General features: G+C 46.7%; 7 protein-coding genes. All 7 read left to right on the top strand.

Going from position 1 to position 14,086, the window contains the following annotated elements; translation table 11 throughout:
* Positions 1-100 precede the first annotated feature (100 nt).
* Positions 101-3,430, top strand: a complete 3,330-nt coding sequence (locus tag GJS45_RS20240; protein ID WP_162343689.1) for a SusC/RagA family TonB-linked outer membrane protein — start codon at positions 101-103, stop codon at positions 3,428-3,430.
* A 12-nt stretch (positions 3,431-3,442) separates the two neighbouring features.
* Positions 3,443-5,080 carry a RagB/SusD family nutrient uptake outer membrane protein gene (locus tag GJS45_RS20235; protein WP_162343688.1) on the top strand — a complete coding sequence of 546 codons (1,638 nt, stop codon included), beginning with the start codon at positions 3,443-3,445 and terminating at the stop codon, positions 5,078-5,080.
* 132 nt (positions 5,081-5,212) lie between these two features.
* Positions 5,213-6,790 (top strand): arylsulfatase, encoded by a 1,578-nt coding sequence (locus GJS45_RS20230; RefSeq protein ID WP_235954893.1) that lies wholly within the window; start codon positions 5,213-5,215, stop codon positions 6,788-6,790.
* 554 nt (positions 6,791-7,344) lie between these two features.
* Entirely contained in the window at positions 7,345-8,817 is a 1,473-nt protein-coding gene (locus GJS45_RS20225) for an alkaline phosphatase D family protein (RefSeq protein WP_162343687.1), read from the top strand.
* A 101-nt stretch (positions 8,818-8,918) separates the two neighbouring features.
* A complete protein-coding gene (locus GJS45_RS20220; RefSeq protein ID WP_162343686.1) occupies positions 8,919-9,509 on the top strand; it encodes an RNA polymerase sigma factor in 591 nt (196 codons plus the stop codon).
* Between the two features lie 100 nt (positions 9,510-9,609).
* Complete coding sequence (locus tag GJS45_RS20215) at positions 9,610-10,614, top strand: FecR family protein (RefSeq protein ID WP_162343685.1); 1,005 nt, start codon at positions 9,610-9,612, stop codon at positions 10,612-10,614.
* A gap of 98 nt (positions 10,615-10,712) precedes the next feature.
* Positions 10,713-14,075, top strand: coding sequence for a SusC/RagA family TonB-linked outer membrane protein (locus tag GJS45_RS20210; protein WP_162343684.1), 3,363 nt, complete (start codon positions 10,713-10,715; stop codon positions 14,073-14,075).
* The last annotated feature ends 11 nt before the right edge of the window (positions 14,076-14,086 follow it).

Genomic DNA, 14,086 nt, shown 5'->3' with positions numbered 1-14,086 from the left:
ATGGAAAAATAACCAGCAATGAATCCGGAGCTGCGGTAACAGCCCCGGACACTAGCAACGGGTAGTACCCATCAACAATTAACAATAAACATTTAAAATTATGAAAATTAATTTACTAAGGCTAATTGTGTTTTACTCCAAACGAACCTTGAAGTATTTCCTGCTACAGATGCTGCTCATTCAGTCCATCATGGCAGCACCCTCCTCCAGTCAAGGCCTGGAGGATTACCAGGTCACGTTAAGCGCCCATAACCAAAAACTGGTCAGGGTACTTTCTCACCTGGAAAAACAAACCGATTTTGTGTTTGCCTACAACCAGGAAGTAGCCAGGGATGATTCCAGGGTTACTTTAAACATGACCGCAGATCTAAAAACCATCCTTCAAAAACTAACCGAGCAGGTGAATTTTGATTTTAAAAGGGTCAATGAAAATATTTTTGTGACCCGACACAAAGGTATGGTACCCCTTAAACTGACTGATTACCTTTCAAACAATGGAGAGCTTGAGGAAGACTGGATTGAAATTACGGGGACCGTGGCGGACGAAACTGGCCAGCCTATTCCGGGAGCAACCGTCATTGTGGAAGGCACCAACCAGGGGACGGTGACCGATATCGATGGTAATTTCACTATCGATGCCGATGAAGGCGAGGTAATATTGATTTCTTTTATCGGCTACCAATCCCAGAGAATTACCGTCGCCAATCAAACCAATCTGGATATTGTCTTGGAGGAAGATCAGTCTGATCTGGAAGAAGTGGTGGTAGTCGGCTACGGAACCCAGCGAAAAAGCGATCTCACAGGTGCGATTTCCTCCGTGTCCAGCGAGGACCTGAAGGAAACACCGGCAGGAAATTTCCTGGAACAATCCCAGGGAAGGCTGGCAGGGGTGGACATCGTCCGGGCCAACGGTTCTCCTGGCTCTCCGGTACAAATCCGTATCCGGGGCAACCGGTCGATCAATGCCTCCAATAATCCGCTGTATGTCATTGATGGCATCCCTACTAGTGCCAATATCAGTGATTTTAACCCCAACGATATTGAATCCATGGAAGTATTAAAAGATGCCAGTGCGGTGGCCATCTATGGTTCCAGGGGTGCTAATGGTGTGGTTTTGATTACCACCAAAAGGGGCAAGACTGGGAAAGCCGTCATCAGCTACGATGGGTATTATGGGGTCAAGCAACCCATTCAAGACCTGAACCTGATGAATGGGCAGGAGTTTGCGGCCTATTCCAGAATCGCCAGGGGACATGCAGGAGATGATCCCAGTTTTGACGGCAATTTTCTCGCACCGTTAGAAATCGAAAACCTACAGGCAGGCAGGTTTACCGACTGGTTGGATTTGGCAATTCAGTCGGGAAGCCAGCAGGACCACCAGGTGTCTGTAAGTGGTGGAACGGATAAGATCAATTATTACGTATCCGGTTCTTTTTTTAATGAAGACGGCTACATTCCGGGTACCAATTTTGAACGAACTTCGGTCAGGGTGAACCTGGAATCGCAATTGACAGATAAACTTCGATTGGGCCTGAGCGGAACGGTCAGCCTTAGCGAGCGGAACCAGATGTCCAATGCGCCTTATAACAACTCGCTGGGTTATTCTCCACTAGTAGGACCTACGGACGAAGAAGGAAATTTCCTGGCTTTTCCCAATCCCCGGGAAGGACTGCTGGCCAATCCCTTGTTAAATTACCAACCCTATCAATATGTGGATGAAACCCGCAGGAACCGGATATTCGCTAATATTTTCGCCGAATACCAGTTCAACGATCATTTAAAACTGCGTGTAAACTACGGACCTGACTTTAACATAGCGCGAAGGGGAAGGTATACGGGTAGGCTTGAAGGGAATATTAATCAAGGATCTGTAGAAAACGACCTGGACTTTGCCTATACCCAGGAAAACATTCTTTCTTACGACCGAACTTTTGGCAAACATGCGTTGAATTTGGTCGGTTTGTTTTCCATTCAGGCCAGTCGATTTGAAGAATCGTCTTTATCCGGGCAAGATATACCCATCGAGAAATCTCTTTTTTATGATTTGGGCAGCTCCTCTACGATCACTGGCATCGGTAGTTCCCTGGGCGATTGGGGCCTGATGTCCTATATGGGGCGTGTCAATTATCGTTTTGATGACAAGTTTCTGTTTACCCTGACCGGTCGGGCAGACGGTTCTTCCCGCTTGGCAGAAGGAAATAAATGGGCCTTTTTTCCGGCCTTTTCTGCAGGCTATATCCTGACAGAAGAGTCGTTTTTACAAGGTAGCCAGGTGTCGTTTCTCAAACTTCGCGCCGGCTACGGAGAGGTGGGTAATACCGCTATTGACCCGTTTCAGACCTTGGGCGGCTTGGAACGCACTACCTATATTTTTGGAAGCAATGCTGGATTTGGGTACGGGAATAACCTTATTCCAAACCCGGATTTGAGGTGGGAGATTTCGAAGACGGTTAATGTTGGATTGGATTATGGGTTTTTGGAGGATCGAATAAGCGGATCCCTGGAATATTACATCACCAATACCAGTGATTTGCTGCTCGCCCGCTTGCTTCCCATTACCTCTGGTTACAATTCGGTATTGCAAAATATTGGAAGTACCCGAAACTCGGGCTGGGAGCTTTCGGCTAATGCCAATTTGCTCAACCGCCCCTCCGGGTTCCGATGGGATGTGAGCATGAACGTTTTTTCCAACCGCGAACAAATTACGGAACTGTTTGAAGGTCAAAGTGACGATGTGGGCAATCAGTGGTTTATCGGCGAGCCTGTCAATGTTTTTTATAGTTTTGATCAGGCGGGTATCTGGCAGTCTGACGAGGCAGACCTGGCAGCTGACTTTGGACAGCAGCCCGGTGATATTCGCATCAATGATGTGAATGGAAGGAATGAGGACGGAGAACTGACCAAGCAACCGGATGGAAATATCAATGCAGACGACCGAAAAGTCCTGGGTTCTACCGTACCCAACTGGTCAGGAGGTTTGACCAACCGGGTATCCTTTAAGGGGTTTGACCTATCGGTATTAGTACATGCGCGGATGGGCCAAATGCTGAGAAGTGACTACCATAATTTGGGGGGAAACAACTGGCAGGGGAGGTACAATGCCATCAATATGGATTATTGGACAACTGACAATCCAAGCAATGCTATCCCGCGACCCAATGCAGGAGAGGCACCGCTCTATTCGGATGCGGTGCGGTATTTTGATGGATCCTACATTAAGATCCGGAACATTGCGCTTGGATACAATTTCAACGCGAATTGGATCAGTAAATTGGGCATGAGCTCTGCCAGGATTTATTCTACTGTAAACAATGCATTTATTTTTTCGCCTTATTCAAAGGTAGATCCTGAAACGTCCAATGGCATTGTGGGAGGAGGAAGCCCCCTTACCACGGCTACGTACATTTTTGGTTTGAATCTGAAATTTTAAATTGTTCCTGAAATGAAAAATATAGCATTAATACTCGGACTAACGCTTTTAATTGGTTTAAGCGCTTGTGAGGAGGTCCTGATCGAGGATCCGGTAAGTCTGGCCACAGCAGATGGATATTATGTCACCGCAGCAGGTATCGAAGATGGCCTCAAAGCTTCCTATACCAGATTGAGGAATTTTTACGGGCAACAAAATGGTTTTTTCCTGACCGTTACCGGCACCGATATCTTCACCAATGGTTTTGGCGGCATTGCCAATAATCCACATATTAATAATTATTCTCCCAATTTTCTGGGAACCAGTGGAACGGTAACGAATATCTGGAATAACCTTTATATCGGTGTAAACCAATGTAATACAGTAGTTAACAGGGTTCAGGATGCCACCGGATTATCTGAACAAAGAAAGGCAGAAATCGAAGGCGAGGCGCGTTTCCTGAGGGCTTTGTATTATTTCCACCTGGTGCAGCAATGGGGAGAGGTGCATTTTTCCCTGGATGAAACAGCAGGGGTGGAAACAGAAGCCAACAGGACCCCGGTTAATACCATTTATGAAAATGGCATTCTTCCGGACCTGGAATTCGCCGTTGCCAATTTACCCGAAAGTGCATCCGAACCCGGAAGGGCTTTCAAGGCGGCTGCCGAGGGATTGCTGGCCAGGGTTCAGCTGACCCTGGGTAATTGGGAAGAAGCAGAAAGGTTAGCCAGCAATGTCATTAACAATTATAGTTTTGATTTGGTGACCCCTTACGGTGACTTGTGGGATATCAATAATGAGGACAATAGTGAATTTATCTGGACGGTACAGTTTACTGATGATCCCTTGCTGAATGGACCGGGGAATTCAGGCCACCTGTATTTTATATTTGATTATACCTTTAATCCTGCCATGGTCCGGGATACGGAGAATGGCAGGCCATTCCAGCGGTTTTTACCCACCAATTACCTTTTTAGTCTGTATGACCGTGAAAAAGATGCCCGCTGGAACGGGTCTTTCAAGACCGTTTGGTATGCCAATATCTCTGCCGAAATCAATGGCCATCAGGTTAACCCGGGTGATACGGCCATCCATATCGTCATGGAGCCGGTTCCGGACGAAGTTAAACAGGCGGCCCCCTACTGGATCATCGATTACAAGGGCAACTGGATAGGAGATGTCAGCGCCTATCAGGAAATCGGTACCAATCAGCGCAGAAATTACCCTTCCTTATTGAAGTTTCTGGATCCCCTGCGACCCAGCATCAACGAAACAGCAGGAAGACGAGACTTTCCGGTGATAAGGTTGGCAGAAATGTACCTGATTGCGTGTGAAGCGGCCTGGAGACAGAATGACAATGGTGGTGCCGCTGATTATATAAATGTGCTGAGAACCCGCGCCGCCCTGCCTGGTATGGAGGAAGAAATGCAGGTGGCTCCGGGAGACATTGATCTGGATTTTATACTGGAAGAGAGGGCTCGGGAATTGATCGGCGAAAAGCACCGCTGGTATGACTTGAAGCGTACCGGGACCCTGTTGGAAAGGGTACGGCAGCACAATTTGGATGCAGCACCCAATATCCAAGACATGCACCTGGTTAGGCCAATCCCCCAGACCCAAATTGACCGGGTAGGTAACCCGGGAGAATTTTCCCAAAATCCGGGTTATTGATGTTTATAAAAGATAAGAGGCTCCCGGTCCAGCAATCGGTGGCCTCTTTACTTTCACGCTATTAAATACGATCCATTTTGAGGTAAAGGATAACCAGAAATATTTCCAAAACCACCCTATCCATCATTTCCAATGAAAAGCCAACCAACATTTGTGTTTTTGGGTTTGCTGTACCTGACACTAAGCTGTCAAAGGCCGGGTAACACCCAGGTAGATGAAAGACCTAATATTGTCATCATTATGGCAGATGATATGGGGTATTCCGATTTGGGATGCTACGGGTCCGAAATCGCTACGCCAAACCTGGATGGCCTGGCGAAAGATGGCTTGAGGTTCCAGCGGTTTTACAATGCCGCCAGGTGCTGCCCTACCAGAGCCTCCCTGCTGACGGGTTTGTACCCCCATGAAGCCGGTATGGGAGGGATGGTCAGTTCGGTGTCCAGCGACCCGGAACCCAGCCCCTACCAGGGCTTTCTGAATACGGAATCCATTACGATTGCGGAAGTGCTTGGGAAAGCTGGTTACGCTACCTATATGTCTGGAAAATGGCATGTTGGCGAGAAGAAGGAGCATTGGCCCAGAACACGGGGCTTTGACCGGTATTTTGGATTAATCAGTGGTGGCAGTAGCTATTTTGAGCTAGACAAAGGCTCTGAACGCCTACGCCAAATGGCCCTGGACGACGACCCCTGGGAGCCTCCCAAAGATGACTTTTACATGACGGATGCCTTTTCAGACCATGCGGTGCAATTTATACGGGAGCATGGGGAAAGCAAACCTGGGAAGCCCTTTCTACTTTATCTTGCCTATACGGCACCCCACTGGCCCCTGCACGCCTTACCGGAAGATATTCGAAAGTACGAAGGCCGGTATGCGATCGGCTGGGATTCTTTACGGGAGGAGCGGTACGAAAGGCAGCTTCGCCTGGGGGTATTAGACCCTCACTTCGGTCTCACGCCAAGAGAAGAGGGGGTGCCTTCCTGGGAGGCAGCGGCAGATAAAGCCGACTGGGCAAAACGAATGACGGTTCATGCCGCCATGGTGGACCGGATGGATCAGGGAATCGGAAAATTGGTCCGGGAGTTAAAAGCAAATGGAATGTATGACAACACGCTAATCGTTTTCCTATCCGATAATGGAGCCTCCTCTGAAAGTATTGCCGGAAGGAACATGCATGACCCCGATTCCGAAATCGGCTACCCCGGTTCTTACGTTGCCTTTAAGAAACCCTGGGCCATCGCTTCCAATACGCCTTTCAGAAGGTACAAAAGGTGGCTGGAAGAAGGAGGGATGGCCACTCCGATGATTGCTCATTGGCCCAATGGAATTACACAAAAAGGAATCACCAAGGAAACGGGGCATGTGGTGGATATCATGGCCACCTGTCTGGAGTTAAGCAACACAGCGTATCCGGAGCGCTATCAGGGAAACCAACTAAAACCGCTGCGTGGTAAAAGTCTTGTACCTGTTTTTAATGGGGAGCGAATGGAGCAAAACCGGGAATTGTATTGGGAGCACTTTGGGCATCAGGCCATGCGAAAAGGTAAATGGAAAATCATTTCCAAAGCCCCGGAATTTGATTGGGAATTATTTGACCTGGAAAAGGACCCCACCGAACTAAATGAAATTGGCGGGCAAAATCCACAAATTCTTCAGGAAATGGTTAAGGATTACGCTAATTGGGCGGAAGAGGTAGGTGTTAGGTATTAGGTATTGATATTCAAAGCCTAATAGGTAAATAATAGAGGAGGATTTAAATGATCATCGTCAATAAATGAAATCATCATATTAGAAAAAATAGCCCAAATGACCTACTTCCTTAAGGATATGGTTTTCAGAATCATCAGTAAAAGTTAACTCCACAGATTCCTTGTTTTTTGCAAGGTGGGTAAAATTCAAAATGTATGAATTAAAAGATTGAAAATTAAAACGAAAGTTTTATTGATGTATGAAAGGAGCGTAGGGCTGACAAAAAACCGGGGGTGCGGCAGGATGGCGGGGAGAAGGATTTTTTTGTCTTGAATTTTTTGTTTCAAGTTTGATTAGGCCAATTAAGGTACAAAGCGCATACAGATCACAGGATTTTTATTTAAATTTAACATCGGTATCAGCAAGCCAGGCATATAGCCGGATCAGGGGAGATTTGGCCTGAATTTAGGGTTCAGCTGAGAAAACACCTTAAATGGATCGTTAAATGGTTTATATCACCCTATGATCCAGTTTGCTCAAAATGTCCAATACACCCAATTTAAACCAAATTATCCATGAAAAAAGCGAACAGAAGGGGATTTTTCAAGAAAACAGGGATAGGCTTGCTTTCCCTGATGGCCATTCCAAAACTCCTTGCCCATCCCATCCATAAATTCCTTAATCTGGTTTCAAGGTCCGCTACCGGTGTTTATTTTACCAATGGATTTAAAATAGCTGAGGTAGGACAAGAATCCGCCATGCTCTGGACCCGGCTCTGTGGGCAGGAATTTCCGCAGCCGGTACGCCATCAGCGTCAGGAAAAAGTATTCCGTCACCCCATAGATTTTGATGAGAATCAGCCGGTAGCTGAAATGGATGGAGCGGTTATGGGATCCTCGGGCCGGGTGAGGGCAAAGGTTTCCACCAAAAGTGGGCGATCAGTTTATATTTCTTCCTGGCAGACGGCGGAGTCGGTTGATGATTTTACAGTGAAAATTCCCGTAAAGGGCCTTCAGCCGGATACGGCCTATCAGGTGGAATGGGAGGCGAAACCATTGGAAAGCGAAATCATCAGGAAAGAAAGCGGTAGTTTTCGTACCCCGGCTTCCGAAACAGAATCGGTGCCGGTATTTTTCACCACCTCTACTTGCCAGTATTTCTGGAGTTTCGACGATGAGCGCAGGGGATTTCAGACCTACGATAGCATGAGACGGTTACAGCCTGATTTTTTTATCCATACCGGAGATTACATCTATTACGATAAGCCAGGACCACTGGCCAAAAACCTGGAAAAGGCCCGGCATAAATGGCATGCCATGGATGGCTGGCTTTCCCTAAGGGATTTCTATAAGGAGGTGCCGGTGTATATGGTCAAGGACGACCACGACCTGCTCAAGGACGACATGTACCGGGGCAAGGGACCTTATGGAGAGTTGACCTTTGACGATGGACTGAAACTTTGGTACGAAAACGTGCCGATAGAAGGAAAACCTTACCGCACCCTTCGCTGGGGCAAGGACTTGCAGGTATGGCTGGTGGAGGGTAGGGAATACCGCTCGGAAAACACCATGGAAGACGGTCCGGAGAAAACGATTTGGGGAGAGGAGCAGAAGGAATGGTTTCAGGAAAGTGTGAACGCCTCGGATGCCACCTTTAAGATCCTGTTTACGGCTACCCCGGTGGTGGGGCCTGACCGGGAAAAGAAAAGTGACAATCATGCCAATACCAGTTTTCAGCACGAGGGAGAATGGCTACGCAACTTTCTTTCAAGTCAACCCAATAGGTATGTGGTCAATGGGGACCGTCACTGGCAATATGTTTCAAAGGATACCGAAACCGGACTGATGGAATTTGGATCGGGTCCCGTAAGTGACTGCCATTCCCAGGGTTGGAAAGAAGGAGACGTGCGTCCGGAGCATCGGTTTTTGCGGCTCAAAGGAGGATTTTTAAGCATTCGGGTAGCTCGCGATTACGGAAAACCCGAAATTCTGTTTGAGCACCGGGATGTGCTGGGAGCGGTGGTACATTCGGAGAGGTTTGAGGGGTAATTTCGGGAAATTCTAAAATCCCGGATGAAGTTTTACCTAAAGCTGGAAAATATGGTAAATTTTTGCTTAATTTAATCTCATTAGTTATGATAATGGACTAAGTGAGAAAGCATTCCCTACGTGAAGAATCCGAAATCGTACTCCTGATCCGGCAGGGAGACCAATCGGCCTTTGAAGAACTTTATCAGAGGTACGTGGATAGAATGTTGGGTTTTGCAGATCGTTTTTTAGGAAATCCGGATGAAGCCGAGGAGGTGGTTCAGGTCATATTTGTTAACATTTGGGAAAAAAGGCAACATTTGGATTCGGAAAGAAATATTGCTGCCTACCTCTTCAGGTCAGTAAAGAATCAAATTCTAAATCGCTTGCGCGACAGAAAACGACACTGTGACCTTTCAGAAGTTCCAGCCGAATCTCAAATGGATCAACAACAAGATACCTTGCAAAGGATATGCTTTCAGGAACGTAGGGTGCAGGCAATGAACAGGATCGGTGAAATGCCTGAAGTTCAACAGCGGGTTTTTAGGCTCAGTAGGATAGACGGCTTGTCTAATAAAGAAATAGCCATGAAATTAAAACTTTCCGTCCGGACCATAGAACACCATCTTTATTTGGGGAAGAAGTTTTTCAACAGTAAAAATTTGGATAAATCGACATTCTTTATTGTATTAATACATATTATTTCGTGGTGATGGTTTATCGGTCACTTTTTTATTTGGCCATCTGATAATTTTTGGAGTTTCCGTTAAGTATAAATTTCAAAACCGGTGTATTCTAATAAAGACGAATACATTGGATAAATCTATCATCAGGCGATTCATAAACGGGCAGGCAAGTCCTTCCGAAATAAAGCAGGTTGAAAACTGGCTGGCTCACCCTGGCTCAAACCATCACCTGGAAGAAATACTGGAAGAAGCCTGGAACCAAAAGGGAAATTCCCAGAGAGATAATGAGCGCAATGAGCGGCTCCTGGCTCAAATCAATTCCAGCATCCAAAAAAAGGCTCGTCGCACCTCTCAAACTAAATCTTTTCTCAACATGGCCCTTATCCGTTCAGCGGCTAGCTGGCTTTTATTTTTCGGGCTGACGTTTTTAGGCTTTCAGGTGATGAATGAAAATCAAAGCAAGTCTGAAGAAAAGAATAGCACCGTCCAATGGATAGAAAGAAGTGTTTTGCCAGGTCAAAAATTGGCATTGGAGCTCCCGGACGATAGTAAAGTTTGGGTTAATGCCAACTCAAAGATCCGGTTTCCGGAAAAATTCGACCGAGAGTCCAGAGAAGTGTTTTTGGAAGGGGAGGCTTTTTTTGAAGTGATCCATGATACCACTCGTCCGTTCAGGGTGCACGCAGGTGAATTAACCACAGAGGTACTGGGAACAAAATTCAACGTTAAATCTCAAGGGGAAAAAACAGACGTAGCACTACTTGAAGGTAAAGTCAGAGTGAAAATCAACACGGAGAAAGAAGAGGTGTTGGTGCTGGATCCTGGTCAACTTGCCGCTTACCGGCAGGAAAATCCCGAAAAGCTTCACCTGGCCACATTTGAAAGCCTGGATCCTTTTTTATGGAAGGACGGACTGATCCATTTCAGGAATGAAAATATCAAAAACGTTCTGGAGTCTCTTGAAAATTGGTACGGGGTTTCCATTGAGACCCGGGGTAATCTGGATCTTAACCGGACCGTCTCGGGTACCTTTGCCAATGATAACCTGGAAAATATGCTAATCGGTCTTGGTTTTACCTTGAATTTTACCCACTCGTTAGAACATAATGTCGTCACCATTTATCCCTCGTAGCCTATGATAAAAAATGCAGGATAAACCTTTCCATCGCCAAATGTCCTGGTTTACCCTGCCTGCTTTTATGTGTATCAACAATAAAAACATACCAAATTATGAAAAGAAACATACTTTACCTAATCAAGATGGTATCACGTCAACTCTTGTATGGATTGGTGCTGCAATCCCTGTTCCTGACCACCCTGCTGGCCAATGACACGGAAGCACAAATCAAACCCATCGATGAAACATTCATCAGCCTCACCAAAGCCGACTGGCCAATTGCAGCCATTATCAAGGAATTGGAATCCAAAACCCAATTTCACGTGATTTTTGCGGACGACTTGATTGATCCTGACCAATCCATAACCGTCAAGCCGGGTGAACATTCGGTGTATGCATTGCTTGCGGAAATCTCAAAATCAGCTCGGCTGAAGTTCAAGCAGGTAAATCACACCATTTATGTAGGATCACTGAAAAATATCCGGGGAATGGAAGCCCCCGCGTCTGAAGTGGAGGATCCGGTTAGCGGAGTAGTGAAAGATACCAATGGGGAACCCATTCCTGGGGCTACAGTAGTAATTGAGGGGATGTCTACCGGAACCGTTACCGATATAGACGGGACCTTCCAATTGGATGTGCCGGAGGGAGGGGTGATATTGATCTCCTTTATCGGTTACGAATCGCAGCGGGTGGAGCCCGGTAACCAAACCAGTTTGGAAATAACCCTTAGGGAAGATCAAACCTCACTGGATGAGGTCGTCGTGGTTGGATACGGGGTTCAGGAAAAATTGTCGGTAACCAATTCCCTGGCAGAAGTTTCCGGCGAGGTCCTGGAAAGACGTCCAGTGGCAGATTTCCAGCAATCCCTGCAGGGCTTTGCCCCGGGAGTAACCGTGGTAGACCAAGGGGGAAGACCCGGCAACAATAATATCAATATCCGTATCAGGGGGATCACGACCCTTGGAAACAATAATCCTCTGATTATAGTAGATGGCATCGAACAAAGGATCAACGATATCAATCCGAATGATATAGAATCGGTTACGGTCCTGAAAGATGCCTCTTCGGCCGCTATCTATGGCTCTAGGGCAGCCAACGGAGTAATTTTGGTCACGACCAGAAGAGGAAAAAAAGGAGAAATCAGGGTGGGATATGACGGCTATTACGCTTTGCAGGATGTAACCAACCGTCCCGAACATATGGATGTGGGAAGTTACCTTCGGCTGGAAAACGTGGCACATGCCAATGCAGGACGAGCATTGCCTTATACCGATGCGGATATTCAGGAGTATGTAGCCAATGCACCCAGCCCGGAATTTCCACTTCCTTATCCCTACTGGCGAAGAGATGATTTGGGCATGTTGAAGGTAGCACCACAGCAAAACCATACCCTTTCGGTAAGCGGTGGAGGGGAGTCTTTTAGTGGTCGTTTTAGCCTGCGTCGCCAAAGTATTGACGGGGTAGCTCCAAATTTCAGCGACAAGCTGAATGAGTTCAGGATCAATCTGGATTTAAAAGCTTCAGAAAAAATTCGGTTTTCCGGGGATTTAAACTACCGGACGAAAGAGTCTTTACAGCCTGCCGGCTTGTCCACCTCTGGTGATGGGGAAGCACGGGTATTTCAGTACATGTTGCATGCCAGTAAGTTTTCCTGGCCCCGGTACGAAACCGGGGAGTATGGGCTCGGACCTCAGGTCAATAACCCACTCATTTTTGCGGAACTAACAGGCGACAGCCGAACGATCAACGACTATATTACCGGAAGTGTAAAGTTTGATTACGATATTTTGCCCGGCCTGACTTTCTCCACCCAGTATGCCATGCGGAATGATCATTCCCAGATCAAAACATTTTCCAACAGGTATTTTAATCGGGACCCACTCAATGGCAGAGTGGCTCAGCGACAGGTCAACCGCCTTACTGAATTCAGAAGGTACCTGACAGAATACACCCTGAATAGTCTCCTTACCTATCAGAAGGAAATTGGAGCCCACAAGTTTACAGGCTTACTGGGTTATTCTACCATTGACAACAAGAGCAATCAGGTGAGTGGTTTCCGACAGGAATTTTACAATAATGACGTGCAGTCCCTCAGTCAGGGTTCGGATGAAAACCGGGATGCCAATGGTTTTGATGCCGAATGGGGCTTGAGGTCCTATTTTGCCAGGTTCAATTACAATTTTGGAAATAAATATTTCCTTGAACTCAATGGCCGGTACGATGGTTCCTCCCGATTTAGTGAAGACAACCGCTACAGCTTCTTCCCCTCCTTTTCAGCTGGTTGGAGGCTGTCAGAGGAAAATTTCTGGCTGGACCTGAAAGAGACCGTAAACGAATTTAAATTACGTGGATCCAGGGGAGCCACAGGAAATCAGGCGGTAGATTTATATACGTTTTTTGAAACGCTGAGTGCCATCAATTACTCCTTTGATGAATCCGCCGCGCAGGGTTTTGCCCAGTCCAATCTGGCCAACCAGAACCTTACTTGGGAAACCACCTATCAAACCAATATCGGTTTCGATATGGGGCTCTTTGATGACCGGCTGTCGGTGACCTTCGATTATTACAATAAACTTACCGATGGGATCCTTTTGCAACTGCCCATACCGGCTTTGATAGGCTTGGGAGCACCCGTGCAGAATGCCGGCAAGGTTAAAAATGAAGGTTATGAGATCGGCTTAAACCTGAGGGGAGGGCAAAAATTGACCTACGACTTAGGTTTCAATTTCAGTGACAATACCAATGAAGTCATGGACCTGGTAGATTCAGGGCCCTATATTTCCGGAGGCACTACAGGCCCACGCTTTATCATTGAAGAAGGATTGCCGATCAATTCTCACTGGGGTTACCTGACAGAAGGTGTGTTTCAAACCCAGGAAGCGGCAGACAATTACCCCACGCTCCGACCTAATTCCGCCCCGGGGGATGTCAAGTACCTGGACATGAACGAAGATGGTATCATCAATGAAGAAGACCACCAGTATCTTGGATTGTCTTTTCCTAGATTTGATTTTGGGCTTAACGGTAATTTCACCTATGGCAACTTTGATTTATTTGTTCAGTTTCAGGGCGCAGCAGGGCATAAAACCAGACTGGACGGTGCCTTCCAGCAAATTGCAACGTATGAAACCTTTACCCATGCGATTTATACGGACAATTACTGGACACCGGAAAATACTAACGCGGAATTTCCCCGGCCCATCAAAGGCGACGGTAGAAACTTTCAAACCTCTGATACGCAGCTGATCGATGCCTCCTACCTGAGGTTGAAAAACATCGTGTTGGGATACAATTTGCCCGCTATGATTATAGACAAGCTTTCCGTAGAGCGTATTCGGTTGTTTTTGGGAGCTACCAATTTATTGACTTTTTCAGAACTTAATCGCTGGGACCTGGATCCGGAAATTCCTTCCGGCAGGGGCCAATATTATCCACAGGTGAGCATGTATTCTTTAGGTGCCAATGTTCGATTTTAAACAAGATTAGA

Source organism: Cyclobacterium salsum, assembly GCF_010119245.1.
Classification (GTDB): Bacteria; Bacteroidota; Bacteroidia; order Cytophagales; family Cyclobacteriaceae; genus Cyclobacterium; species Cyclobacterium salsum.
Note: the sequence above shows the minus strand (reverse complement) of the source record. Positions and strands in the feature narration are given on the sequence as shown.

Bases quoted from the DNA above. Each gene is read 5' to 3' on its own strand.
- GJS45_RS20240 (WP_162343689.1), top strand. From the start codon at position 101: ATGAAAATTAATTTACTAAGGCTAATTGTGTTTTACTCCAAACGAACC.
- GJS45_RS20235 (WP_162343688.1), top strand. From the start codon at position 3,443: ATGAAAAATATAGCATTAATACTCGGACTAACGCTTTTAATTGGTTTA.
- GJS45_RS20230 (WP_235954893.1), top strand. From the start codon at position 5,213: ATGAAAAGCCAACCAACATTTGTGTTTTTGGGTTTGCTGTACCTGACA.
- GJS45_RS20225 (WP_162343687.1), top strand. From the start codon at position 7,345: ATGAAAAAAGCGAACAGAAGGGGATTTTTCAAGAAAACAGGGATAGGC.
- GJS45_RS20210 (WP_162343684.1), top strand. From the start codon at position 10,713: ATGAAAAGAAACATACTTTACCTAATCAAGATGGTATCACGTCAACTC.